The sequence below is a fragment of the Cupriavidus yeoncheonensis genome, assembly GCF_905397275.1.
Lineage (GTDB): Bacteria > Pseudomonadota > Gammaproteobacteria > Burkholderiales > Burkholderiaceae > Cupriavidus > Cupriavidus yeoncheonensis.
The window spans coordinates 205,546-228,963 of sequence record NZ_CAJPUY010000008.1 but is presented as its reverse complement, the minus strand read 5'-3'; the positions used below and the strand labels follow the sequence as shown (position 1 = coordinate 228,963).

Sequence of the window (23,418 nt, the reverse complement as noted above, 5' to 3'; positions counted from 1 at the left end):
AGTGAGAGTTTTTGACGAACCTAGTACCAGAGCCAGCAGCGGACGGCGTGCGTGCGGCCGAAACTTCTGATCGGATGCCAAATGGAAGACGACTCGATTTCATCACGGAGCACGCTGTCCCTATTGTCTGAAGCCGAAGCGCCGCAGGCGCCGGAGTCGTTGTCCGCATCACCGAACGGCAACGCCTTGTTCGTCAATCGCGAGCTGAGCCAGCTCGAGTTCAACCGGCGCGTGCTGATGCAGGCCGCCGACCCCGACACGCCGTTGCTGGAACGCCTGCGTTTCCTGTGCATCTTCAGCAGCAACCTGGACGAGTTCTACGAGATCCGCGTGGCGGGCCTGAAGGAGCAATGCCTGGTCCAGTCGCCGGTCAGCGGACCGGATGGCCTTTCCCCGCAGACGCTCTACGACCTGGTGAACGCCAGGGTCCGCGAACTGGTCGCGCTGCAGTACCAGATGTTCAATGACGTCCTGATTCCCGCGCTCGCCGCCGAGCAGGTCTGCTTCCTGCGGCGGCCGTCCTGGAACGCGGCGCAGGCGGAATGGATCCGCGAGTATTTCTTCAATGAGCTGATGCCCGTGTTGACGCCGATCGGGCTGGATCCGGCGCACCCGTTCCCGCGCGTGCTCAACAAGAGCCTGAATTTTGCCGTGGAGCTCGAAGGCAAGGACGCATTCGGCCGCCGCTCGGGCAACGCCATCGTCCAGGCGCCTCGCGCCTTGCCGCGCGTCATTGCCTTGCCGCCGGAGGTGGCGGGCTGCCGGCACGGTTTTGTCTTCCTGTCATCCATCCTGCATGCGCACGTGTGCGAGTTGTTCAACGGCATGACCGTGCGTGGCTGCTACCAGTTCCGCGTGACGCGCAACAGCGAACTGTTCGTGGACGAGGAAGAAATCAAGAACCTGCGCGAAGCCCTGCAGGGCGAACTACCGCAGCGGCATTTTGGCGATGCCTTGCGGCTGGAGGTGGCGGACAACTGCCCGCCTGCCGTGACCCTGTTCCTGCAGCAGCAGTTCGGCTTGTCCGCGACGGAGGTGTTCTCGGTCAACGGGCCCGTCAACCTGGTGCGGATGCTGCAGGTGCCCGAGCAGGTCGACCGGCCCGATCTCAAGTACCCGCCTTTCCGCCCCGGCTTGCCCAAGTGCCTACAGCAGCAATCCGACATGTTCCGTGCCATCGGCGACGGCGACATCCTGTTGCATCACCCGTTCCAGTCGTTTGCCCCCGTGGTGGACTTTGTCCGGCAGGCTGCGCAGGATCCGGATGTCGTGGCAATCCGCCAGACCGTCTACCGGGCGGGGCACGATTCGGTGCTGCTGTCAGCGCTGACCGAAGCGGCGCGCAAAGGCAAGGAAGTCACCGCGGTCGTGGAGCTGCTGGCGCGGTTTGATGAAGAAGCCAATATCGGCTGGGCGGCGCAGCTGGAAGAGGCCGGGGCCCATGTTGTCTATGGCGTGGTGGGCTACAAGGCGCACGCCAAGATGGTGCTGGTCGTGCGGCGCGAGAGCGGCCGCCTGCGGCACTATGCGCATCTCGGCACCGGCAACTATCACAGCCAGACCACGCGCTTCTATACGGATTTCGGGCTGATGACCTGCAATCCGGAGATCACCCAGGACATCGCGAACGTCTTCGCGCAACTGACCGGCCTGGGGCAGATCAGCAAGACGGCCCATGTCTGGCAGTCGCCGTTCACCATGCACAAGTCGCTGCTGCAGGCCATCCGGCGCGAAGCCGAGCACGCCAAGGCAGGGCGCAAGGGCTGGATCATCGCCAAGATGAATGCGCTGCTCGAGCCGGGCCTGATCCAGGCGCTCTATGAAGCTTCGCGCGAAGGCGTGCGCGTCGACCTGATCGTGCGTGGGGCCTGTGCCTTGCGGCCGGGCGTGGCGGGGCTGTCCGACAACATTACGGTGCGCTCCGTCATCGGCCGCTTCCTCGAGCATTCCCGGATTTTCTACTTCTACAACGACAAGGCCGAGGACGTGATGCTATCCAGTGCGGACTGGATGGGTCGCAACCTGTTCCGGCGCATCGAAGTCTGTTTTCCGGTCCTGGATCCGCGCCTGAAAAAACGCGTGATCGGCGAAGGCCTGAAACCCTATCTGAACGACAAGCGCGATGCCTGGGAAATGGAGCCGACAGGAAGCTACCGGCGCAGGCGCTCCCGTCAGGGGGAGTCTGCGCAGAGCATGTTGCTGGCAAGCCTGACCTGAACCGATGCGCGAAAGCGGTCGACACGGCCGCCAGTCTGGTACATGCGGCGTGCGGCCTGCGCGGCATTGACACGCTGCTGTCACATCCAGGCCCGATACTTCGCGCCGTGTTTGGACAGGCGCGCTCAGATGTTGTGAAGAATGCGCCGCGTTTCCGATACTGCCTCCGCCGACAATGGCTTCATGCGAGTCCCAAGAACTCGCGGAAGACGGCGAGGGGCTTTCAAGTCGCGGGGGTATTAGAGGCTGTCCTTGAGGACAGCCTCTATTTCTTTATGGGTACGGTTGCACGCAGGTGCGCTTCGCCTGCGACCGGGAACCGTGCCATGCCGGCGCCGCAGCGTCTACACTCACCATGGTCGCTACATTCTCTGGGGTTATTTGTGCATCACTTTCACGATGCCCGACCCGTATGCGCGCCTCGGAGCGGATCCAGTCCCGAAGGCGGCGATTCTGCGCGCCCGTTGTCAGGCAGCAGGGCCATCGAACGCATTGCGAGCACACTCAATGTGCCCAGGGAAGTGGTGCAATGGGAATTCTGGAACGTCTGGGATGCACTGAGGGCCGATGCCAAATTCACTGACTATCTTCCGGTCCTGACCGAGAAGCGAGTCATGGCGGTATTGCGCCGGAAGGAGATGCATGCGTCGCGGACAGCGGATTCCCATGACCGGCCGGGTCACGCTTCCATCTAGCATGGCAGCCTGACATCGGGAACAGCACCGCCAACGGAGCCAGGGCATTCATGTCGAAGACGATCAAGAAGCAGTACCTGAAGGCGCTCAACCGGCAACTGAAGAAGGAGCTGGCCGGCAGCAGCGACGCCGCCTTTGTGTTCTATCCCCTGGGTGCGAAGCCCAAACACGCGACGGGCGTGGCGGCGAGTGGTCCGGCCGATGCGGATGTCCTGCAGATCATGGATGCCGTGCAGGCGCGTGTTTTCGCCAGCTTCGGGGGTTCGAAGTAGGCGGCATAGGGCGGGTGGCTGGCATGGTTTTCCTGCGGCAGCGATCGTTGCGGCGGGCCGTTCGTATTGACGTCAGCCGCCCGCTGACACGCTGCCGGTTCAGATCGCGCGTTCCGCGCGCAGCGCATCCATCTGCGCGTCGCTGACTCCCAGCGCACCGAGGATCTGCGCCGAGTGCTCGCCGAGCGCAGGCACGCTGCCCATGCAGGCCGGTGCGCGGGACAGCGTGGCGGGCGGCAGCAGCGCCTGCACCGGCCCGGCTGGCGTGGCGACCTCGCGCCAGCGGTCTCGCGCGGCAAACTGCGGATGCGCCCAGACCTCGTGCATATCGTTCAACGGCGCATTGGCAATTCCGCCCCGGTCCAGACGTTCAATCAGCTGGTCGCGCGTCATGTGCGCAAGGTACGCGCCGATCTCCGCATCGAGCGCGTCGCGGTTGGCCACGCGCTGCAGGTTGGTCGCGAAGCGTTCGTCCGCGGCGAGCGCCGCGTTGCCGAGCACCTCGCGGCAGAAGCATTGCCACTCGCGGTCGTTCTGCAGGCCGAAGATCACGCTGCCGCCGTCCCCGGTCCGATACTGGCCGTAGGGCGCGATGGCGGGGTGGGCCAGGCCGGTGCGCGCCGGCGGGGTGCCGCCATAGTGCGCGAAGTTCAGCGGGTATGACATCCATTCGCCCAGGGCTTCGAGCATGGTGATCTCCACGCGCTGGCCCTTGCCGGTACGCGCGCGCGCCAGCAACGCCGAGAGGATGCCCGAGTACGCATACATGCCGGCCGCGATATCGGCAATCGAGATGCCCGCGCGCGACGGCTCCGCCTCGGTGCCCGTCACGGAGATCAGCCCCGCTGCCGCCTGGATCAGCAGGTCGTAGGCCTTCTTGTCGCGGTACGGGCCCTGGTCGCCGTAGCCCGAGATATCGCACACGATGAGGCCGGGAAAGTCGGCATGCAGCGCGTCGAAATCCAGCCCCATGCGCCGGGTTGCGCCGGGCGCGAGGTTCTGGATGAGGACATCGGCCTGCCCCAGGAGTTGCCGCACGATCTCCGCGGCGCGCGGATGTTTCAGGTCCAGCGTCAGGCTTTCCTTGCCGCGGTTGGCCCAGACGAAGAACGACGACATGCCGTGCACGGTCTGGTCATACCCGCGCGCGAAGTCGCCGACGCCCGGGCGTTCGATCTTGATGACGCGCGCGCCGAGGTCGGCCAGCTGGCGGCTGGCGAACGGCGCGGCCACGGCGTGTTCGAGTGCGAGGACGGTAACGCCGTCGAGCGGCGCAGCGGTGGGAGAGGCGGTGGCACACATGGCGGGTTCCAGGGAATCGGGTCGGCCGAGTATAGGAACCGCGCGCGTGCCGCGGCCAGTCGAGATTTACTAAGCGGGGTTTGAGGGTGTCTAACGGTCGATGCCGGCCTCGCCCGACTCCGCCACGAACCGGATGAACGCCCGCGCAAATCCGGGCAGCGCCTCCTGGCTGCGCACGACAATGCGCTGCTCGCGCCTGGCCCACGGCTCATCCAGCCCCACGCCTTCCACCAGCCCCTGCTCGATTGCCGGATCGGCGACCGAGCGCGGCACCAGCGAAATGCCCGCGCCTTCCTGGACGCAGCGGATGACCGCCGGGAAATTGGCCGCGTGCACCCTGACGCGGGGCTCCTTGCCGGCGCGCGTGGCCATCTCTTTCAGGAACAGGAAGTTGCTGCTGCGGCTGCCGATCGACACCAGGTCGTACTGCAGCGCCTGCGTGAGCGACACGCGTTCGTGCATGCCAAGCGGATGCCGGGGCGGGACCACGAACAGCAGCTGGTCTTCGCCATAGCGGATCGATTCGAGGCCGCGCAGGTCGATCGCGCCGGCCACCAGGCCGATATCGGCGCGCCCGTCCAGCACCGCGCGCACGCTTTCCTCGCTCAGGTGCTCCTCGAGATCGACGTTTACGTTGGGGTAGGCGGCCAGGAAGCGGCTGAGCGCCGCGGGCAGGCTGCTCATGGTGCTGCTGTTCGCATGCACGCGCAGATGGCCTTCGATGCCGTCGGTGTGGCGGCGCATGTCGGCCTGCAGGCGTTCGACGTTGTCGAGGATGGTGCGCGCATGGCGCAGCATGGTTTCGCCGGCCGCGGTCAGGGCCATGCCCTTCTGCGTGCGCCGGAACAGGGGCACGCCCACGGCCTGTTCAAGGTTTTTCAGGCGGTAGCTTGCCGACGGCGCGGTCAGGTGCACGTCCGACGCGCCGGCGGTCAGGCTCTTGGCCTCCGCGATCGCCAGGAATACGCGCAGGTCTGTCAGTTCGAATCGCAAATCTGTCTCCGTCAGCGGCGGCCGGGACTGGCCGGAGCGCGCCGGACCGCCCGCAAAGCCTTGCCGCACCGCGCATTTAGAATTCTTCTAAGGGACCCCAGCACCTTTCGACTGGCCTGCCCGATGCTCACGATTCTATATTTTCCGCTCGCACCGCACGGCGAAGCCCTGGTGCAGGGACCGCGCGATCGCCTGACCACGAGACGGAGACACCGACATGATTCCCCCTATTTCCCGGTTAGCCGCAGCGCTCGGCCTCGGCCTCGCGCTGCTGGGCGCGGCCGCGGGCGCCGCCGCGCAAACCGACTATCCCGCACGGCCAGTCAGGCTGGTGGTGCCCTACGCCGCCGGCGGTCCGACCGATACCTTTGCACGATCGCTGGCAGCGAGCTGGAGCCGCCAGCTCAAGGCCCAGGTGGTGGTCGAGAACCGCACCGGCGCCGGCACCATCGTCGGCACCGAGTACGTGTCCAAGGCGGCCCCGGATGGCTACACTCTGCTGCTGACGACAGTGGCTCACGCGGTCAACCCGAGCATCCATGCCACGCTGCCGTATCGCACGATCGAGGACTTCGCCCCGGTGGGCCTGGCCGCGCGCGCGCCGCTGGTGCTGGTGGTCAACAAGTCAGTCCCCGCGCAAACGCTGGGCGAGTTCATCGCCTACCTGAAGGCGCACCCCGGCAAGGTCAACTACAGCTCGGCAGGCGTCGGCAGTGCGCCGCACCTGGGGGCGGAACTGCTCAACTACAAGGCAGGCACCAGGGCCGTCCACGTGCCGTACCGCGGCAGCGCGCCAGCCATGGCGGACCTGATCGGCGGCCACGTCGAATTCATGCTCGACAGCGCGCCGACCGGCCTTGCGCAGGTCCGCTCGGGCACGGTGCGGCTGCTGGCGACATCGATGTCGAAGCGCCTGTCGCAGACCCCCGATACGCCGGCGATCGCGGACGTGGTGCCGGGCTACGAGGCCTATACCTGGAACGCCGTGTTCGCGCCGGCGAAGACCTCGCCCGAGATCATCCGCAAGCTGTCGGAAACGCTTGCCCAGACCCTGCAGGAGCCCGCCTTGCAGGCAAAGGCCAATGAACTGGGGCTGATCCTCGAACCGAAGCCGACCCCGGAAGCGCTGGAGAAGTTCCTGCGCGCGGAGATCGCCAAGTGGAAGCCGGTGGCCGCCGCGGCCAACATGAAGTCGGACTGAGCGCGACCCACACCCATCACGACAACCGAGCACATCATGAACAAGCACCAGCTTTGCCCGCAGCGCTACTTCGAGGACTTCGAGATCGGCGAGCGCATGAACCTGCCGTCGCGCACCATGACCGACGCGCTGTTCGCCGCATTCCAGCTTGCCAGCGGCGACAACCATCCCGTGCACTACGATGTCGAGTACTGCCGTGCCCATGGCATGCCGCACATGCTCGCGCACGGCTACCAGGTGGTGATCCAGACGGCGGCGGGGTCCGGCCTGTTCCCGCACATGGTGGAGGAGTCGCTGAAGGCCTTCATCGAACAGGGCAGCCGGTTCCTGGCGCCGGTCTATGTCGGCGACACGCTCTACAGCAGCCTGACCGTCAGCGAGCTGATTCCGGGCCGCACCACCGGCGTGCTGGTGATGCGCACGGAGGTACGCAACCAGAACGATGTGTGCGTCATGGAGGGCTGGCAGAAGTACCTGCTGCGCAAGCGATCGCCGGCGCAAGGCTGATATTCCCGCGGCGGCGGCCGCAAGGTGCGCATCGCCGGGAGCTGAAGTCTTCAGGCCGCCGGCGGCGCCGCCGTCGACCCGCGCACGATCAGCTCCGGCGTCAGCTCGACCGTCACGGCCTTGGCGTCGGGCTGGCTGAGCTTGCTGAGCAGCAGCTTTGCCGCTTCCTCGCCCATTTGATGGACGGCAATGCGCACCGTGGTCAACGGCGGCGACAGCGCGTCGACGAACGGCATGTCGTTGTGGCCGATCACCGAGATGTCGTCGGGACAGCGCAGGCCGCGGGCGCGCAGGCAGTCGTAGCAGCCCATGGCGATCAGGTCATTGCCGGCGGCAATGGCCGTCATTCCCGGGAATTCGGCCAGCAACCGTTCGCAGGCTTCGCGGCCCGCTTCGCGCGAATAGCTCGCGGCTTCGATGACCTGCCATTGCCCGGCGCGCAGGCGGTGGCGCCGCACGGCGCGGACAAAGCCCTCGCGGCGCAGGAAGCCGGTCGACAGCGTGGACGGCCCCGCGATGTGGCCGATCTGGCGGTGCCCGAGCCCAACCAGGTGATCCACGGTCAGGCGCATGGCCAGCAGGCTGTCGCTGACCACGCACGACGCGCGGCCCGTGTCCTCGCCGCGGTTCACCATGACCACGGGAATGCGCTGGGCCACGCAGTACTCCAGCACGGGGTCGTCGCGCTCGGCGGTGGCCAGCACCAGCCCTTCGACCTGGCGCCCGAGCAGCTGGTCGATGACGTAGCGCTGGCGTGCCTTGTCGGTGCCGGCGTTGACCACGATCGGCACATAGCCTTGCTGGCACAACACCGCTTCAATGCCCGCCAGGATCGGCGGAAACACCGGGTTGGCGATGTCGGGCAGCACCACGCCGACCAGCCCCGAGCGCTGCGTGCGCAACCCCGCCGCGATGCGGTTGGGACGGAAGCCGCGCTCGTCGGCCAGCGCGAGCACGCGCGCCGCCACGTCTTCCGCCACGAGATGCCGCGTTGCCGGGTTCATCACGCGCGACACCGTCGAGTAATGCACATTGATCTCGGCGGCGAGGTCTTTGAGGGTCAGGCGTTTGCGCTCGGGCATATCGGCGGAAAGCGGTGCGGGGGCGCTGGGCGGGTCGGGAAACCGCCATTCTAAGGCACCCGCCATGGTCTGCGGGCGCCGCCGCCCGCGCTGGCGCACTACTGGCCGCCCTTGACGCCCGACTGCTTCACGACCGGCGCCAGCTTGGCGATTTCTGCCTGGATGTACGTGGAGAACTCCTGCGGCGTCGAAGTCCTGGGCTCGGCGCCTTGTACCGCGAGCTTTTCCCGGACATCGGGCGAGGCCAGCGCCTTGCCGATCTCCGCATTGAGCGCGTTGACGATCTCCTTCGGCGTGCCGGCGGGGGCGAGGATCCCGAACCACGAATCGAAGGTGTATCCCGGCAGGCCGGCTTCCGCCACGGTCGGAATGTCGGGCAGGGAGGCGGAGCGCTTCGCCGTGGTCACGGCCAGCGCCTTGAGCTTGCCCTGGCGCACGAACGGCATGGCCGAGACCGTCGGCGCGAACATCATGTCGCCGCGGCCCGCCATGACGTCGGTGAGCGCTTCGCCCGTGCCCTTGTACGGGATGTGGACCACGTCGATGCCGGCCTGCATCTTGAACATCTCGCCGCTCAGGTGCGTGGAGCTGCCGGAGCCGGCCGAGTCGAAGTTCATGGCACCGGGGTTGGCCCTGGCGGCGGCGACGATGTCGCGCACGGAGTTGTACTTGCTGGCGGCATTGACCACCAGCACATTGGGCACGCTCGCCACCAGCGACACCGGCGCGAAGTCCTTGACGGTGTCATAGGCGAGCTTCGGGTACAGCGTGGCGTTGATGGCATGGCCGACCGAGACCAGGATCAGCGTGTAGCCGTCCGGCGCGGCCTTGGCGACGCCGGTGGCGCCCAGCGTGCCGCCGGCACCTGGGCGGTTGTCGACGATGATCTGGTAGCCGGAGTTCTGTCCCATCTTGGTCCCGATGATACGGGCCAGGATATCGGTCGCGCTGCCGGCCGAGAACGGCACCACGAGGCGGATCGGCTTGGACGGGTATTGCGGTTGCGCCATGGCGCAAGGCGCCGCGGCCAGCATGGCCACTGCGGCGGCGGGCAGCGTGAACAGGGCACGCAGGGTCTTGCGACGAAGGGGGCGGTTCATCGTATGTCTCCTCACAACAATGGGTTCAGAAGAAGTGGCGCATGCCGAGCGCGAAGGTCTGCGGGTCGGCACCGGCGCTCACGCCGAGTTCGTTGATGGCGAAGTCGTAGACCGCGTTCTTCTTGTTGTCGATGCGGCTGTAGTAGGCGAACAGCGTGGTGCGCTTGGACAGCGGGTAGTCGTAGCCGACGGTGATCTGCGTGGCGCCGGTATCCGGGCCGCTGCGGAAGAAGCCGACGGTCTCGGTGGCGTTGCCGGCGCCGTTGCTGGCCAGCGCGAAGCCGATCTTCAGGCTGCCCGGGCCCAGCTTCTGCACCAGCGACGTGTAGTAGCCATTGCGCGTCAGGTCGCCGGTCGCGGTGCGGTAGTGCAGGCGCTCGTACAGCAGGGCGACGGTGGTGTCAGTCGGGAAGCGGTACGAAACGCCGGCCTTCATGGCGTCGTCGTTGCGGCCCTTGACCTGGTAGTTCTGGTGGATTTCATAGGCCAGCGCCACATTGAGCGGTCCGTTGTCGTACCCGGCCGAGAACGAGTACAGGCCGGGGTTGCGCGGCACCGTGAGCTTTTCTTCGTTGATGCCCCAGGCGGCGGCGGCGCTGAAGCCGGCCAGCGAGGGCGTCTTGTAGACGATGATGTTCTTCTGCCGGCGGTCGAACGAGCTGGTGTCCTGCACGTTATCGGAGCTGGACGTGGACCCGTTGCCGATCAGCGCCATGTAGCCGGCGGTGGTCGGGTAGTACGGGTCGTAGCCGGCCGTCGCTTCGGTGTACGGCGTCTGCCAGTGCCCCATGAAGAAGGTGCCGGCCTTGCCCTGCAGCCCGACGCGGTCGTTGCGCCCGGCAATCTGCCCCTGGCCGGTATCCAGCGAGAAGTTGCTCTCGATCTGCCAGATGGCCTTGAGCGTGCCGCCGAGGTCCTCTTCGCCACGCAGCCCGAATACCGAGCGATTGTTGGTGAGCCGGCCGGTGCCGCCCAGGTGCGTGCCGTCGGTGGCGGTGGTGGCGTTGGAATATTCCAGTGCCGTGTTGATGCGGCCATAGACCGTGACCGAAGACTGTGCCTCGGCCTCGCCGGCCAGGCAGCATGCGGCGACGGCCAGGGCCGTGCTGCGCATGGGGACGCGTTTCATGGGTTGTCTCCCCTACCTGTGATGGTTGTTATGGAAGAGAGCCCCCGCAATGGGCGGGGGGCGGCGCCATGCCGTGGCGCCGGATCCTGCGTACGGCTGTGGCTGCCGGGCTCAGGCCTTCGGGTAAGGCATGGCCAGCAGCAGCATTGCCGGGCGGTTGCCCGGGTTCGACACCTGCCGCGCCTCGCCGGGTGCGAGCCGCACGGAGTCGAATTGCTGCAGCGTGACGGCCTCGTCAGGCGTGCGGATGCAGACTTCACCCTCGAGCACGACGTAGTGCTTCTCGACGGCCGACGCATCCAGGCTGGTGTGGCCGCCGGGCAGCAGCACCGATACGCCAAGCCACAAGGACTCGGACGGCCCGGCCTCATGCCCTTGCAGGCGCAGGCAGTGCATGCCGTCGTGGTTGGGCGGAAAGTACGCCGGCGCCTGGGCGAAGCGGGTCGTGTTCATGGCTTGAGCACCACGCGTTCGGTCGCGCCCTGCAGCACGGCGCGGTAGGCCTCGGCAGCGTCAGCCAGCGCGTACGTGTACTCGGGCAGCACCGGGAAGGGCTTCAGCGCGCCGGACGCGAACATCGGCGCGAGCTGGTCGAGGATGCTCGCGCACGCGCTGCTGTCCAGCGCGAGCGTATCGACGCCGACGTAGGTGTGCTGCCCGCGGTAGAACGTGAAGATGTCGAACGGCACCGGGCGCTCGATGGTGGAGATGAAGATCTGCGCGGCGCCGATCGCCATGGCCTGGTTGGCCTGCTCGAAGTAGGGGCTGCCGACGGTGTTGTAGACGATGTCGGCGCCATGGCCGTCCGTCTCGTCGCGCACCACCCTGGCGATGGACTCGTTGCTGGCATCGATCATGCGTACCGGCCCGCTGGCGTGGCCGCGATAGCGCTCGGCGGTGCGCTCCACGGCGAACACGCGGGCGCCCAGCGCGGTGGCGATCTGGATGGTCGCCTGGCCGACCTTGCCGTTGCCGCCGCACACCAGGACGGTACTGCCGGCTTTGGGCATGCCCGCGCGGCGCAGGCCTTCATAGGCGGTGATGAACGGTACGCCGACCGCGCCGGCTTCGAGCAGCGACAGCGTGGCCGGCTTTTCGCGCACCGCTTGCGCGGCTACGCTCAGGTACTTGCCGTGCGTGCCGTCGCGGCGGATGCCCAGCTCGCCGCCACTGCCCCACACCTGCAGGCCGATCATGCCTTTCGGGCCGTCGACCACCGTGCCCGCATAGTCGCGCCCGGGCGTGCGCGGCCAGATCGCATGCGGCATCAGGCCGAGCGTGGCCTTGACATCGCTGGGGTTGACGCCGGCGCTGGCCACTTCGATCACGCACTGGCCGTTCACGGCCTCGGGGCGCGGTGCGCCTACCAGTTCCAGTTGCAGGCTGTCGATGCCGGCGGCTTTCTCGCTGACGCGAATCGTATTCATGGTCTCTTCCTTCTCAATGTCTTGTGTTGTGTGCGGACAGGTTCAGGCTTCGCGCAGGCCGAGTACGCTGCGCGCTTCCTGCGGCGAGGCAATCTCGCCGCCGAGCGAGCGCACGATGTCGCGCGCCTTGGCGACCAGTGCGGCGTTGCTCGGGGCCAGCACGCCTTTTTCCAGGTAGATGTTGTCTTCCAGCCCGACCCGGACATGCCCGCCCGCGAGCCACGCCTGGGCCACGATCGGGAACTCCGCGCGGCCGATGCCGAAGGCCGACCAGTGCGCACCGGGCGGCAGCATGTTGCGGGCATAGAAGATGGTTTCCGGCGTCGGCGCGAAGCCGTACTTCACGCCGAGCACGAAGGTCCACAGGCCTGGGCCGTCGAGCACGCCTTCGCGGATGAAGTCCAGCGCCATGTTGAGATCGCCCGTGTCGAAGATCTCCAGCTCGGGCATGACGCCGGCCGCGCGGATCACGGCAGCCATCTTGCGGACATTGGCCGGCGTGTTGATGACCACGTCGCCGCCCGAGTTCATGGTGTTCAGGTCCAGCGAGCAAACGTCGGGGCGCAGCGCCGCGATGTGCTCGACGCGCCTGGCCGGGTGCAGCAGGGTGGTGCCCGGCGCGGCCACGCGCGGCTCGTCCTCGCTCGGCACGAAGCGGCCACCGGGACCGGTGGTCAGGTTGATGATCAGCGTGCGGTTGCGTTTGCGGATGCGGTCGATGACATCGGCGTAGTAGTCGAGCGACATCGACGGACGCCCGGTCTCGGGATCGCGCACGTGGATGTGCGCGGCCGCGGCGCCGGCCTCGGCGGCTTCCAGCGCGGCGTTGGCGATCTGCTCCGGCGTGACGGGCAGGTTGGGGTACTGCTCGGGCGTGACGATATTGCCGGTCACTGCGCAGGTGATGATGGTCTTGCGTGCGTGCATGGTGGCGTTGGCGAATGAGTGGAAAGCAATCAGCCGAGCTGGCGTCCGCCGTCGACGACGATGGTGGTGCCCGTGGCAAAGCGCAGCGACGTGGCGCAGGCGACGATGGCATCGGCCACGTCCTGGGCCTGGCCGATGCGGCGCAGCGGCGTGGTCCTTGCGGCGCGCTCATTGAAGGTGTCGTCGCGGCCGGGCACGAAGCCCGTGTCGACCACGCCCGGCGAGACGTTCAGCACGCGGATGGCCGGCGCCAGCGCGCGGCCCAGCGACACGGCCATGATGTCCAGCCCGGCCTTGGCCGCGCAGTAGGCCACGTTGCTGCCCTGGCCCGTACGCCCGGCGATGGAGCCGACGTTGACCACCAGCCCGTCGCCATTGGCGCGCAGGTGCGGCGCGAACGCGCGGATCGCCGCGAACTGGCCGCGCCAGTTGATGGCGAACAGCTCGTCGATCAGGGCATCGTCCAGCGCATCGAGATCGGCGTGCGGAACTGCCCGCGTAAAGCCGGCGGTGTTGACCAGGATGTCGATACGGCCGTAGTGGTGGCTGACTTCGCCGGCCAGCGCGTTCAGCGACGCGGTGTCGCCGATCTCGGCCACGGCGCCGAGGTGATTGCCGGCCGGCAACGAGGCGGCGGCGCTGTCCGCGCTGTCGTGCTGGCGCCCGGTCAGGACGACGCTGGCGCCAAGCTGTGCCAGCGCGTTGCCGGTGGCCAGGCCGATGCCGCCGGTGCCGCCGAGGATCACGGCAACTTTGCCGGAGAGGGATGAGAGGCTCATGGTTTTCAGTCGTGCTGCGTGGAAAGAGGGCCGGAGGGTCAGTCGATCGGCGGCTTCGGGAAGGACTGTTCGCCGGGTTCGAGCGTGAAGTCGAAATCGAGCGTGTAGAACGGCGCGGGCACGTTGCCCCACGGGCTGTGGCCGTGGTCGATCCGTTCGAGATGGCCGACGAGCTGCCGGTGCACGCCGAATGTCACATCCGATTCCAGTGCCTGCGGCTCGTCCACGAACACCTGCGTCACCAGCGTGCGATAGCCCGGCGCCGCCACGATGAAATGGATATGCGCAGGGCGGTACGGATGGCGCTGCTGTGCGTCCAGCAGCGTGCCGATCGGGCCATTGGTCGGCACCGGATAGCCGGCCGGCCGCACGGTGCGGAAGTGGTAGGCGCCCTGCTCATCGGTATGGAAACAGCCGCGCAGGTTGCGGTCGGGCTGGCGCGGGTCCTGGTTGTCGTACAGGCCGACCGGCGATGCCTGCCAGATCTCCACAAGCGCGCCGGACAGCGGCGTGCCATCGGTGGCGCGCACGGTGCCGCGCACGAACAGTGGCAGGCCCGGGGCGTCGTCCTGCACCACGCAGTCGCCGCAGGCGTAGCGCGGGGCGTTGGCGCGATAGAACGGGCCCAGCAGCGCGCCAGGTGTGCGGCCGTCCTGGGTGCTGTTGTTCATCACCGTCACCAGCGTGGACAGGCCCAGCACGTCGGCGGCCAGCACCACCTCATTGTTGGTCGCATGGGTTGCGTGTCCCAGTGCGGCAATGAATTCCAGCGCCAGCTCGAACTCCTCGTCGGTGGGGCGGACCTCACGCAGGAAATCGTGCAGGTGCTGCACCAGCAGGCCCATGACAGAGCGCAGTCGCGGGCTGGCGGTCTGCGCCATGGCGGCCTGGACGATCCGGGTGACGGAGTGCTCGTCTTCGATCAGGCGAAGGTGAGGGGGTTTTTGTTGCGTCTCCATTGTTCTGCTCCTTGCAAACGTTTGCAGCAAACGTTTGCAATTATGGAGAAAGAATGGAATTGGTCAAGGATTTTCTTTGTCGAGGGGCAGGACGGTGGCGGCTTGACCAGGAAGAGGGGCTTGTTAGAAGCGGGTCGCCAGCGCCGATGCGAGCACGTACACGGCACCTACCACGAGCAGGATGCCGGCCAGCGCCAGGTAGTACCGGGTTCCGTGGTGCGGCGGATTCGAATGGAAGTGATGTACGGGAGGCTTCATGTCGATGCGCGGAATGCAGGAACAGAGGCCCGGGTGCAATGCCTGGGTATGCCTGAATATTAGGTGGGCAAACCGGCGTCATGCTGGCTTCCGACCGCGAGCCGTCCCCCAATCGCCCCCCAGTCGCCCATTCCCATTCCTTAAGTGCCCCCGGCGCTATACTGACCTCCTCCCTTCAGGAGGACGACCCGATTGCCCGATCCCGACCTCTCCAGGCTGAAAATCGACCGCGGCCCGCACGCTTCGCCGCGAAGGCGCCGGTGGCTTCCGTATCTCGCCGGCGCGGTGTTGCTCGCCGTGGTGGCCGCAGTGGCCATCAAGGTGGCCAGCCCCACGGCCGTGGAGACCGTGACGGTTGCCACGGCCTATCCGTCCCAGAACTACACCCTCCTCAATGCCACCGGCTACGTCGTGCCCCAGCGCAAGGCGGCCGTGGCGTCCAAGGCGCAAGGCCGGCTGGAATGGCTGGGCGTGCTGGAGGGCTCGCGCGTGAAGAAGGACGAGATCATCGCGCGGATCGAGAGCCGCGATGTGGGGGCATCGCTCGCGCAGGCGAGCGCGCAGGTGAAGGTCGCGCAGGCCAACCTGGAGCTCCAGCTCGCCGAGCTCCGGGACGCGGAAGTGAACCTGCGCCGCTCGGAAGAGCTGCTGGGTCCGAAGGCGATTTCGGTCCAGCAGTATGACGCCGACCTGGCGCGCTACAAGAAGGCGCAGGCGTCGGTGTCCAATTCGCGCGCGGCGATCGTGTCCGCGCAGGCCAGTGCCGAGGCTGCCCAGGTGGCGGTGGACCAGACCGTGATCCGCGCGCCGTTCGACGGCGTGGTGCTGATCAAGCATGCCAATGTCGGCGACAACATCACGCCGTTCTCGTCGGCGTCCGACACCAAGGGCGCGGTGGTGACCATTGCCGACATGGAGACGCTGGAAGTCGAAGCGGACGTGGCCGAATCCAATATCGGGAAGATCCGCGCGGACCAGCCCTGCCTGCTGCAGCTCGACGCGCTGCCCGAGGTCCGCTTTGCGGGCCAGGTGTCGCGCATCGTGCCGACGGTCGACCGCTCCAAGGCAACCGTGCTGGTCAAGGTGCGCTTTGTCGACCGCGACGCGCGCGTGCTGCCCGATATGAGCGCCAAGATCGCGTTCCTGTCCAGGCCGCTGGCCGGGCAGGACCGCAAGCCCGTGGTGGCCGTGCAGCCCGCTGCCATTGCCACGCGCGACGGGCGCAAGGTGGTGTTCGTGGTCCGCGACGGCAAGGCGCATGAAACGGCGGTGACCACCGGCGAGCGCATCGGCGAACTGGTGGCGGTCGGCGGCGTGGCCGCCGGCGACACGGTGGTGCTCTCGCCCGGCGACAAGCTGCGCGACGGCGCCGGCGTCACGGCGGCGAAGAAGTAATAACGTGGAAACCGCTCCACTCGTACGCATCCGCCATGTCGCCAAATCGTACCGGCGCGGCATGCAGACCGTGCCGGTCCTGACGGATATCACGCTCGATATTGCCGAGGGCGATTTCATTGCGCTGATGGGACCGTCCGGCTCCGGCAAGAGTACGCTGCTCAACCTGATCGCGGGCATAGACCGCCCCGACAGCGGCGAACTTCTTGTGGCCGGGCAGGACATCACGCATCTGGCGGAATCGGAACTCGCCGCGTGGCGCGCCGGCCACGTCGGCTTTATCTTCCAGTTCTACAACCTGATGCCGGTGCTCACCGCGTTCGAGAACGTCGAGCTGCCGCTGATGCTGACGCGCCTGTCGCGTGCCGAGCGCCGCGCGCGCGTGGCCATGGTGCTCGGCATGGTGAACCTGGCCGACCGCATGGATCACTACCCGTCGGAGCTGTCCGGGGGGCAGCAGCAGCGCGTGGCCATCGCCCGCGCGCTGATCACCGACCCCGTGCTGATCGTGGCCGACGAACCCACCGGCGACCTCGACCGCAACGCCGCCGCGGACATCCTGGCCATGCTGCAGCGGCTCAATCGCGAGGCGGGCAAGACCATCATCATGGTCACGCACGACGCGCATGCCGCCAACGCGGCCAGGTCGATGGTGCACCTGGAGAAAGGGGAGCTGAACCATGACAACAGCGCCTGACCCGCACTGACCGCGCGCGCCATGTTCGTGCTCAAGCTGATCGCCCGTAACGCGCTGCGCCACAAGCTGCGCACGGTGCTGACCGTGACCGGGCTGGTGGTCGCGGTGCTGGCCTACGGGCTGCTGCAGACCGTGGTCGATGCCTGGTATGCGGGCGCCGCCGCGGCGTCCAGCGGGCGGCTGGTGACGCGCAATGCGATCTCGCTGGTGTTCCCGCTGCCGCTCAGCTATGAAAACCGCATCCGCGGCGTGGACGGCGTGACGCTGGTGGCGCGCTCGAACTGGTTCGGCGGCGTCTACCGCGATCCCAAGAACTTCTTCGCGCAGTTCGCCGTCTCGGACAATTACCTGGACCTGTACCCCGAGTTCGTCGTCGCGGCGCAGCAGCGCGCCGACTACCAGCGCGATCGCAAGGGCTGCCTGATCGGGCGGCAGCTCGCGGACCTGTACGGCTTCAAGGTCGGCGACGTGATTCCCATCAAGGGCACGATCTACACGGGCACGTGGGACTTCGTGGTGCGCGGCATCATGGAAGGGCGAGACGAGAGCACCATCACGCGCCATATGGTGTTCCACTGGGAGTACCTGAACGAGACCGTGCGCAAGCGCTCGCCGAAGCAGGCCGACCAGGTCGGCGTGTACATCCTCGGCATCGACAACCCGGACAACGCCGCCGCGATTTCACGCGACGTGGACGCGGTGTTCCGCAATTCGCTGGCCGAGACGCTGACGGAGACCGAGCAGGCATTCCAGCTCGGCTTCGTGGCCATGTCGAACCAGATCATCGCGGCCATCCGCGTGGTGTCGTACGTGGTGATCCTGATCATCATGGCCGTGATGGCCAACGCCATGGCCATGAGCGCGCGCGAACGCACCACCGAGTACGCCACGCTCAAGGCGCTGGGTTTCGGGCCCGGCTTCCTGGCGCTGCTGATGTTCGGCGAGTCGATGCTCATCTGCCTCGTGGGCGGCGGCATCGGCATGCTGGCCACGCCGCCGATGGCCGCGATGTTCAAGCAGGCGGTCGGCGGCGTGTTCCCAGTGTTCACCGTGTCGCGCGAGACCATGTGGATGCAGGCGGCCTGCGCGCTGGTCGTGGCGCTCGTCGCCGCGGTGGTGCCGGCCGTGCAGGCCGCGCGCGTGCGCATCGTGGAAGGCCTGCGGGCCATCGGCTAGGCTAGCGCATGGCGATTCCGCTCAGCTACATCGCGCGCAACCTGTGGGCCAGGCGCCTGACCACGGCGCTCACGGCGGGTGGCCTCGCGCTGGTGGTGTTCGTGTTCGCCACCATGCTGATGCTCGACGCAGGGCTCAAGCGCACGCTCGTCACCACCGGCGAGCGGGACAACGTCGTCATGATCCGCAAGGGCGCGGAGACCGAGGTGCAGAGCGCCATCAGCCGCGACCAGGCCAGCATCATGGAGATGCACCCGTCGGTGGCGATGGACGGCAACGGCCGGCCCATGGCCTCGAAGGAGGCGGTGGTGCTGATCTCGCTGAACAAGCGCGGCTCGGACACGCCGTCCAACGTCGTGATCCGCGGTGTGTCGCCGAAGGGCCTCGCACTCCGGCCGCAGATCCGGCTGGTGGCGGGGCGCACGTTCCGGCCGGGCTCCTCGGAGATCATCGTCGGCAGCGGCGTGGCGGGCGGCTTCACGGGCGCGCAGCCTGGCGGGCGCCTGCGCTTCGCCCAGCGCGACTGGACCATCGTCGGCGTGTTCGACGCGGGCGGCAGCGGCTTTGATTCGGAGATCTGGGGCGATGGCGACCAGCTCATGCAGTCGTTCCGGCGCACAAGCTATTCGTCGATGGTGGTGCGGCTGTCGCGGCCGGAAGGGCTTGCGCGCCTGCGCGCCGATATCGACGTCGACCCGCGCCTGACCGCGGAGGCCAAGAGCGAGCAGACCTTCTACAGCGACCAGTCCAAGGCGCTGTCGACGTTCATCAACATTCTGGGCCTGACGCTGTCCACGATCTTCTCGATCGCGGCGATGATCGGCGCGATGATCACCATGTATGCGTCGGTGGCCAACCGCGTCGCGGAGATCGGCACGCTGCGCGCGCTGGGCTTCCGGCGCAGCAACGTGCTCGCCGCGTTCCTGGTCGAGGCGCTGCTGCTCGGGCTGGCCGGTGGCGTGGCCGGGCTCTGCTGCGCGGCGCTGATGCAGTTTGCCTCGTTTTCCACGACCAACTTCCAGACCTTCGCGGACCTGTCGTTCCGCTTTATCCTGACGCCAGGCATCGTGGCGAAGACGCTGGGGTTCTCGATGGCGATGGGCCTGGTGGGGGGCTTCCTCCCGGCGCTGCGCGCGGCCCGCATGAACATCGTCGATGCCTTGCGGGCGCGCTGACGCCGTCGGGTGTCAGCTCGCGGCGAGTTCCTGCCGCGCATGCGCGCGCCGCGCCAGCCCGAGCGTCAGCATGGTGCCGCCAGCCAGCAGCGCGGGCACGCCGATCAGCGCGAACAGCGTGGGCATGCCCAGCCCCATCGACAGCATGGTGGCGCCGCCGACCGAGCCCACCACCGAACCGAGACGCCCCACGCCATTGGCCCAGCTCACGCCCGTGGCGCGGCAGTCGGTCGGGTAGAAGCCGGCCGACAGCGCGTTGGCGCCGACCTGCGAACCCGATACGCAGAAGCCCGCGAAGAACACCGCCACGCTGGCCAGCGCAGGCGTATCGGCGAGGCTGCCGATGGCGGCGACGAACACGCCGGCCAGCGCGTAGCTGGTGGCCAGCACATAGTGCGGGTTGAAGCGGTCCATCAGCCAGCCCAGCACGATGGCGCCGAGCGTGCCGCCGACCTGGAACATGGTGGTGACCAGCGCCGCGGTGCGCAGCGACAGGCCGGTGCCGCGCAGCAGCGTCGGCAACCAGCTCGAGAGAAGGTAGATCACCAGCAGGCTCATGAAGAAGGTCAGCCAGAACAGCAGCGTGCCGCGCACCAGTTCGGGCTTGAACAGGTGGCGCACCGGCGAGCTGGTGCTGCGCGCCTCGGCCACGGTGAAGGTGGCGCCGCGCAGGTCAGCCTGCGGGGCAATGCGCTGCAAGGTGGCGGCAATGCGTTCGGGTGCGCGGCCGGCCATCACCAGGTAGCGCACCGATTCCGGCAGCAGCAGCGCCAGCAGCACAGAGAGCGCCAGCGGCATGACGCCGCCGATCACCAGCACCGAGCGCCAGCCGTAGGCTTCGATCAGCCCGGCCGAGGCCAGTCCGCCCAGCGCGGAGCCGAGCGTGAAGCCGCAGAACATGGTCGTGACCAGGAACGAGCGGCGCTTCTCCGGACAGAACTCGGACGTCAGCGTGATGGTATTGGGCATGGCGCCGCCCAGGCCAAGGCCGGTCAGGAAGCGCAGCGCGATCAGCACCCACAGCTCGCCCGACCACGCCGAAGCCAGGCTGGCCACGCCGAAGAACAGCACCGAGAACACCAGCACGCTCTTGCGGCCGAAGCGGTCGGCCAGCGGGCCGAACAGGAAGGCGCCGGCCATCAGGCCGCCCAGCCCGGCGCCGAACAGCGGAGCGAGGTGCGCCGGCGTCAGCTGCCATTCGGCGCGGATCGCCGGCGCGATGAAGCCGATCGCGGCGGTGTCGAAGCCGTCGATGGCCACGATCAGGAAGCACAGCACCACGATCATGACCTGGAACGGCGATAGCGGCTGGCGGTCGATGAACGTGGAAATATTGATGGTCTGGCTGGCAGGCATGGGTTGTCTCCTCGTTGCCTGTTTCGGGGCGAATTCGGGCCGGCGGCCGGATCGGCCGCCAGTCACCGTGGCGGTCACTGCATGGTTCTCCTGAAGTTCAGAGCCAGGGTGTCGGGCTCAGGCAGCGTTCGGCGCGCCAGCCGTGCAGCCACTGCAGCGCGTCGTAGTACTGCGCCTGCGTGCGGCCGGTCCACAGCGTGTTGCGCACCATGCGGTCGACACCCTTGGCGTGGTACACGCGGCCCATATCGCGCGCGGCATACAGCACGCGCGCGGTGCGCGGGATGCGGGCCTGTTCGTACAGCCTGAACGCGGCTTCGAAGTCATTGCCCGCCGCTTCCACCGCGGCGCCCAGCGTGACCGCATCCTCGAGCGCCTGGCAGGCGCCCTGCGCGACATACTGCGTCATCGGGTGCGCGGCATCGCCGAGGATGGTGGCGCGGCCAAAGCTCCAGCGCTCCACCGGCTCGCGGTCGGCGGTGGCCCAGCGCTTCCACGAGGTCGGGCGGTCCAGCATCTGGTGCGGCAGCGCATGGATGCCGTCGAAGTACGACAGCACTTCCTCCTTGCTGCCTTCGCGCACGCCCCAGCTCTCCTGCTCGCGGCTGTGGAAGGTCACGACCAGGTTGTATTGCTGGCCGCCGCGCAGCGGGTAGTGCACGAGGTGGCAGTTCGGGCCGGCCCATACCACGGGCGCATTGACCTGCAGGTCCTTCGGCATGTTATCGACCTCGACCACCGCGCGGTACACCACGTGGCCGGTCACGCGCGGCGCATCGCCGATCAGCGCCTCGCGGACGGCGGACCTGACGCCGTCGCAACCGACCACGGCATCGGCATGGTGGCGTTCGCCGCGCTGGTCGATGACGGTGACGCCGCGCCCGTCCTGCTCCAGCTTCTCGACGCGCGTGGCGGTGCGGAAGCTGATCAGCGGGTGGTCCTGCACGGCTTCCAGGATCGACAGGTGGATGTCCGCGCGGTGGATCACCGCGTACGGGTTGCCGAAGCGCTCGCGATAGCGCGTGCCGACATCGACGCGCGCGATCTCGTGCGTGTCGATCGCGTCGCGCAGGCTCAGGTAGTCGGTGAAGACCGCGCGGCCGCGCGCGGCCTCGCCCACGCCCAGTGCGTCCATGGCCGCGAAGGCATTGGCCGCGAGCTGGATACCCGCGCCGATCTCGCCGATCTGCTCGGCCTGTTCCAGCAGCTCGATGCGGATGCCCTTGCGCGCGAGCGCCAGCGCCGCGGCCAGGCCGCCGATGCCGCCGCCGATGATCAGGACCTTGCGCCCCGTGTCTTGTGGTGTGTTCATGCTTGTCTCCTGGCCTGGGTCAGTCAATCAGGCCGTGTAATCCGGTTGCTGCGCGGGCGCCGCCTTGGCGAAGGCGGGATGCGCGCTGGCGTGCGCAAACACCGCCAGCGCACGCGGATAGGCCGACAGGTCGCAGCCCATGCGCTGGGCGTTGGCGACCTGCGGCACCAGCGTGATGTCGGCCAGTGTCGGGCTGTCGCCGAAGCACCACGGGCCCGTGCCGTGCCGCGCGAGCAGGCGTTCCACGCCGGCCATGCCTTCGTCGATCCAGTGGCGGTACCAGGCGTCCTTCTGTTCCGGCGTCACCTTCAGCACGTCCTGCAGGTAGCGCAGCACGCGCAGGTTGTTGACGGGGTGGATGTCGCAGGCGACGAGGCTGGCCAGTTCCAGCACGCGCGCGCGCTGCTCCGGGGCCTGCGGCAGCAGGCGCGGTTCCGGGTGGCGCGCATCGAGGTAGTCCATGATCGCGAGCGACTGGCCGAGCATGAATGCGCCGTCCACCAGTGCGGGCACCGAGGCGGACGGGTTGATGCCCTGCACGTACTCCGCCTCGCGGTGCTGGCCGGTGCGGATGTTGACCGGCAGGTACTCGAACGGCAGGCCCTTGAGCGCCAGCGCAATGCGCACGCGGTAGGACGTGGAGCTGTTGAAGAAACTATAGAGCTGCATGATGGCTTGCTTGCTGCGGATGGCGGGCCCGGTTGGTGGCGGATGGGGGGGGCGATGGTCAGACCACGCGGACCTTGAGTTCACCGAGGCCTTCGACGCCGGTCACCATGGTGTCGCCGGCCTTGACCGCGCCCACGCCTTCCGGGGTGCCGGTGAAGATCACGTCGCCCGGTTCCAGGCGGAAGAACTGCGACAGGCAGGCCACGGTCTCGGCCACTGACCAGATCAGGTGCGTGACGTTGCTGCGCTGCCTGTCCTGGCCGTTGACGGTCAGCCAGATGGCGGCCTGCTGGGGGTGGCCGATGTCGGCGGCGCGATGGATCGGCGCGACCGGCGCGGACGCGTCGAAGGCCTTGCCGATTTCCCACGGGCGGCCCATCTCGCGCATCTTCATCTGCAGGTCGCGGCGCGTCATGTCCAGGCCCACGGCATAGCCCCACACATGCTCCAGCGCCTGCTCCACCGGGATGTCGGCGCCGGCCTTGCCGATCACGGCGACCAGCTCGGCTTCATAGTGGTAGTTCTGCGTCTGCGCGGGATAGGGCAGTTCCAGCGTCTGGCCGTCGGCCACGGGCACGATGGCGTCGGCCGGCTTGCAGAAGAAGAACGGCGGCTCGCGGTCAGGGTCGAAGCCCATTTCGCGCGCATGGGCGGCATAGTTGCGGCCCACGCAGTAGACGCGGCGCACGGCGAACTGGTCATCGGTGCCGGCAACGGGAATGGCAACGGTGGCGGGGGGCGTGAAGACGTAGGACATGGTCGGCTCAGTCAGTCAGAGGGTGTACGGGGC

Annotated in this window: 24 protein-coding genes; 9 read left to right on the top strand and 15 right to left on the bottom strand. The window is 67.7% G+C overall.

The window, feature by feature from the left end:
- Positions 1-81: 81 nt before the first annotated feature.
- The 3 genes from ppk1 to KHO22_RS13270 all read left to right on the top strand — a co-directional run bounded on the left by ppk1 (position 82) and on the right by KHO22_RS13270 (position 3,184).
- Positions 82-2,217 carry a polyphosphate kinase 1 gene (gene ppk1, locus KHO22_RS13280; RefSeq protein ID WP_230426863.1) on the top strand — a complete coding sequence of 712 codons (2,136 nt, stop codon included), beginning with the start codon at positions 82-84 and terminating at the stop codon, positions 2,215-2,217.
- 275 nt (positions 2,218-2,492) lie between these two features.
- Complete coding sequence (locus KHO22_RS32855) at positions 2,493-2,912, top strand: DUF3562 domain-containing protein (RefSeq protein WP_420839599.1); 420 nt, start codon at positions 2,493-2,495, stop codon at positions 2,910-2,912.
- 50 nt (positions 2,913-2,962) lie between these two features.
- A complete protein-coding gene (locus tag KHO22_RS13270; RefSeq protein ID WP_211947594.1) occupies positions 2,963-3,184 on the top strand; it encodes a hypothetical protein in 222 nt (73 codons plus the stop codon).
- Between the two features lie 99 nt (positions 3,185-3,283).
- On the opposite strand, the gene KHO22_RS13265 is transcribed toward KHO22_RS13270, so the two are convergent.
- Entirely contained in the window at positions 3,284-4,486 is a 1,203-nt protein-coding gene (locus tag KHO22_RS13265; RefSeq protein ID WP_211947593.1) for a CaiB/BaiF CoA transferase family protein, read from the bottom strand.
- Between the two features lie 90 nt (positions 4,487-4,576).
- Positions 4,577-5,479, bottom strand: a complete 903-nt coding sequence (locus KHO22_RS13260) for a LysR family transcriptional regulator (RefSeq protein ID WP_211947592.1) — start codon at positions 5,477-5,479, stop codon at positions 4,577-4,579.
- A 217-nt stretch (positions 5,480-5,696) separates the two neighbouring features.
- On the opposite strand from KHO22_RS13260, the gene KHO22_RS13255 reads away from it, so the two are divergent.
- Both KHO22_RS13255 and KHO22_RS13250 read left to right on the top strand, forming a co-directional pair.
- Entirely contained in the window at positions 5,697-6,680 is a 984-nt protein-coding gene (locus KHO22_RS13255) for a tripartite tricarboxylate transporter substrate binding protein (RefSeq protein ID WP_211947591.1), read from the top strand.
- Between the two features lie 36 nt (positions 6,681-6,716).
- Positions 6,717-7,187 carry a MaoC family dehydratase gene (locus KHO22_RS13250; protein ID WP_211947590.1) on the top strand — a complete coding sequence of 157 codons (471 nt, stop codon included), beginning with the start codon at positions 6,717-6,719 and terminating at the stop codon, positions 7,185-7,187.
- Positions 7,188-7,237: 50 nt separating this feature from the next.
- On the opposite strand, the gene KHO22_RS13245 is transcribed toward KHO22_RS13250, so the two are convergent.
- The 9 genes from KHO22_RS13245 to KHO22_RS32730 form a co-directional block, all read right to left on the bottom strand.
- Complete coding sequence (locus KHO22_RS13245) at positions 7,238-8,269, bottom strand: LacI family DNA-binding transcriptional regulator (RefSeq protein ID WP_211947589.1); 1,032 nt, start codon at positions 8,267-8,269, stop codon at positions 7,238-7,240.
- 98 nt (positions 8,270-8,367) lie between these two features.
- Complete coding sequence (locus KHO22_RS13240; protein ID WP_420839598.1) at positions 8,368-9,369, bottom strand: tripartite tricarboxylate transporter substrate binding protein; 1,002 nt, start codon at positions 9,367-9,369, stop codon at positions 8,368-8,370.
- Positions 9,370-9,394: 25 nt separating this feature from the next.
- The gene (locus KHO22_RS13235; protein ID WP_211947588.1) at positions 9,395-10,498 is read right to left on the bottom strand and encodes a porin; all 1,104 of its coding nucleotides are present in this window, start codon (positions 10,496-10,498) and stop codon (positions 9,395-9,397) included.
- A gap of 111 nt (positions 10,499-10,609) precedes the next feature.
- Positions 10,610-10,951, bottom strand: a complete 342-nt coding sequence (locus KHO22_RS13230) for a cupin domain-containing protein (protein WP_211947587.1) — start codon at positions 10,949-10,951, stop codon at positions 10,610-10,612.
- Positions 10,948-11,925, bottom strand: a complete 978-nt coding sequence (locus tag KHO22_RS13225; RefSeq protein WP_211947586.1) for a quinone oxidoreductase family protein — start codon at positions 11,923-11,925, stop codon at positions 10,948-10,950. Before KHO22_RS13225 ends, KHO22_RS13230 begins: the two co-directional genes overlap by 4 nt.
- Positions 11,926-11,967: 42 nt before the next feature.
- The gene (locus KHO22_RS13220) at positions 11,968-12,852 is read right to left on the bottom strand and encodes a beta-keto acid cleavage family enzyme (RefSeq protein ID WP_211947585.1); all 885 of its coding nucleotides are present in this window, start codon (positions 12,850-12,852) and stop codon (positions 11,968-11,970) included.
- Between the two features lie 29 nt (positions 12,853-12,881).
- On the bottom strand, positions 12,882-13,631 hold the full coding sequence (locus tag KHO22_RS13215) for an SDR family NAD(P)-dependent oxidoreductase (RefSeq protein ID WP_211947584.1): 750 nt from the start codon (positions 13,629-13,631) through the stop codon (positions 12,882-12,884).
- A 38-nt stretch (positions 13,632-13,669) separates the two neighbouring features.
- Positions 13,670-14,590: a dioxygenase family protein gene (locus KHO22_RS13210; RefSeq protein WP_211947583.1), complete on the bottom strand. Its 921-nt coding sequence runs from the start codon at positions 14,588-14,590 to the stop codon at positions 13,670-13,672.
- 123 nt (positions 14,591-14,713) lie between these two features.
- A complete protein-coding gene (locus KHO22_RS32730) occupies positions 14,714-14,848 on the bottom strand; it encodes a hypothetical protein (protein WP_268914536.1) in 135 nt (44 codons plus the stop codon).
- Positions 14,849-15,040: 192 nt separating this feature from the next.
- On the opposite strand from KHO22_RS32730, the gene KHO22_RS13205 reads away from it, so the two are divergent.
- The 4 genes from KHO22_RS13205 to KHO22_RS13190 are packed head-to-tail and all read left to right on the top strand — an operon-like array spanning position 15,041 to position 19,291.
- Positions 15,041-16,243: an efflux RND transporter periplasmic adaptor subunit gene (locus KHO22_RS13205; RefSeq protein WP_211947582.1), complete on the top strand. Its 1,203-nt coding sequence runs from the start codon at positions 15,041-15,043 to the stop codon at positions 16,241-16,243.
- Between the two features lie 4 nt (positions 16,244-16,247).
- A complete protein-coding gene (locus tag KHO22_RS13200; RefSeq protein WP_211947581.1) occupies positions 16,248-16,940 on the top strand; it encodes an ABC transporter ATP-binding protein in 693 nt (230 codons plus the stop codon).
- A 21-nt stretch (positions 16,941-16,961) separates the two neighbouring features.
- A complete protein-coding gene (locus KHO22_RS13195) occupies positions 16,962-18,116 on the top strand; it encodes an ABC transporter permease (RefSeq protein WP_211947580.1) in 1,155 nt (384 codons plus the stop codon).
- Between the two features lie 8 nt (positions 18,117-18,124).
- Entirely contained in the window at positions 18,125-19,291 is a 1,167-nt protein-coding gene (locus KHO22_RS13190) for an ABC transporter permease (protein ID WP_211947579.1), read from the top strand.
- 12 nt (positions 19,292-19,303) lie between these two features.
- Here KHO22_RS13190 and KHO22_RS13185 read toward each other — a convergent pair whose 3' ends face one another.
- The 4 genes from KHO22_RS13185 to KHO22_RS13170 all read right to left on the bottom strand — a co-directional run bounded on the left by KHO22_RS13185 (position 19,304) and on the right by KHO22_RS13170 (position 23,385).
- Positions 19,304-20,647: an MFS transporter gene (locus KHO22_RS13185; protein WP_211947578.1), complete on the bottom strand. Its 1,344-nt coding sequence runs from the start codon at positions 20,645-20,647 to the stop codon at positions 19,304-19,306.
- A 97-nt stretch (positions 20,648-20,744) separates the two neighbouring features.
- Entirely contained in the window at positions 20,745-21,959 is a 1,215-nt protein-coding gene (locus KHO22_RS13180) for a 3-hydroxybenzoate 6-monooxygenase (protein WP_211947577.1), read from the bottom strand.
- Between the two features lie 27 nt (positions 21,960-21,986).
- Complete coding sequence (gene maiA / locus KHO22_RS13175; protein ID WP_211947576.1) at positions 21,987-22,628, bottom strand: maleylacetoacetate isomerase; 642 nt, start codon at positions 22,626-22,628, stop codon at positions 21,987-21,989.
- 58 nt (positions 22,629-22,686) lie between these two features.
- On the bottom strand, positions 22,687-23,385 hold the full coding sequence (locus KHO22_RS13170; RefSeq protein WP_211947575.1) for a fumarylacetoacetate hydrolase family protein: 699 nt from the start codon (positions 23,383-23,385) through the stop codon (positions 22,687-22,689).
- Positions 23,386-23,418: the final 33 nt, after the last annotated feature.

What these genes read in the sequence shown, in the direction of transcription:
- ppk1 (WP_230426863.1), top strand. Translation starts at nt 82, where the DNA reads ATGGAAGACGACTCGATTTCATCACGGAGCACGCTGTCCCTATTGTCT.
- KHO22_RS32855 (WP_420839599.1), top strand. Translation starts at nt 2,493, where the DNA reads ATGGGTACGGTTGCACGCAGGTGCGCTTCGCCTGCGACCGGGAACCGT.
- KHO22_RS13270 (WP_211947594.1), top strand. Translation starts at nt 2,963, where the DNA reads ATGTCGAAGACGATCAAGAAGCAGTACCTGAAGGCGCTCAACCGGCAA.
- KHO22_RS13265 (WP_211947593.1), bottom strand. Translation starts at nt 4,486, where the DNA reads ATGTGTGCCACCGCCTCTCCCACCGCTGCGCCGCTCGACGGCGTTACC.
- KHO22_RS13255 (WP_211947591.1), top strand. Translation starts at nt 5,697, where the DNA reads ATGATTCCCCCTATTTCCCGGTTAGCCGCAGCGCTCGGCCTCGGCCTC.
- KHO22_RS13250 (WP_211947590.1), top strand. Translation starts at nt 6,717, where the DNA reads ATGAACAAGCACCAGCTTTGCCCGCAGCGCTACTTCGAGGACTTCGAG.
- KHO22_RS13245 (WP_211947589.1), bottom strand. Translation starts at nt 8,269, where the DNA reads ATGCCCGAGCGCAAACGCCTGACCCTCAAAGACCTCGCCGCCGAGATC.
- KHO22_RS13240 (WP_420839598.1), bottom strand. Translation starts at nt 9,369, where the DNA reads ATGAACCGCCCCCTTCGTCGCAAGACCCTGCGTGCCCTGTTCACGCTG.
- KHO22_RS13235 (WP_211947588.1), bottom strand. Translation starts at nt 10,498, where the DNA reads ATGAAACGCGTCCCCATGCGCAGCACGGCCCTGGCCGTCGCCGCATGC.
- KHO22_RS13230 (WP_211947587.1), bottom strand. Translation starts at nt 10,951, where the DNA reads ATGAACACGACCCGCTTCGCCCAGGCGCCGGCGTACTTTCCGCCCAAC.
- KHO22_RS13225 (WP_211947586.1), bottom strand. Translation starts at nt 11,925, where the DNA reads ATGAATACGATTCGCGTCAGCGAGAAAGCCGCCGGCATCGACAGCCTG.
- KHO22_RS13220 (WP_211947585.1), bottom strand. Translation starts at nt 12,852, where the DNA reads ATGCACGCACGCAAGACCATCATCACCTGCGCAGTGACCGGCAATATC.
- KHO22_RS13215 (WP_211947584.1), bottom strand. Translation starts at nt 13,631, where the DNA reads ATGAGCCTCTCATCCCTCTCCGGCAAAGTTGCCGTGATCCTCGGCGGC.
- KHO22_RS13210 (WP_211947583.1), bottom strand. Translation starts at nt 14,590, where the DNA reads ATGGAGACGCAACAAAAACCCCCTCACCTTCGCCTGATCGAAGACGAG.
- KHO22_RS32730 (WP_268914536.1), bottom strand. Translation starts at nt 14,848, where the DNA reads ATGAAGCCTCCCGTACATCACTTCCATTCGAATCCGCCGCACCACGGA.
- KHO22_RS13195 (WP_211947580.1), top strand. Translation starts at nt 16,962, where the DNA reads ATGTTCGTGCTCAAGCTGATCGCCCGTAACGCGCTGCGCCACAAGCTG.
- KHO22_RS13190 (WP_211947579.1), top strand. Translation starts at nt 18,125, where the DNA reads ATGGCGATTCCGCTCAGCTACATCGCGCGCAACCTGTGGGCCAGGCGC.
- KHO22_RS13185 (WP_211947578.1), bottom strand. Translation starts at nt 20,647, where the DNA reads ATGCCTGCCAGCCAGACCATCAATATTTCCACGTTCATCGACCGCCAG.
- KHO22_RS13180 (WP_211947577.1), bottom strand. Translation starts at nt 21,959, where the DNA reads ATGAACACACCACAAGACACGGGGCGCAAGGTCCTGATCATCGGCGGC.
- maiA (WP_211947576.1), bottom strand. Translation starts at nt 22,628, where the DNA reads ATGCAGCTCTATAGTTTCTTCAACAGCTCCACGTCCTACCGCGTGCGC.
- KHO22_RS13170 (WP_211947575.1), bottom strand. Translation starts at nt 23,385, where the DNA reads ATGTCCTACGTCTTCACGCCCCCCGCCACCGTTGCCATTCCCGTTGCC.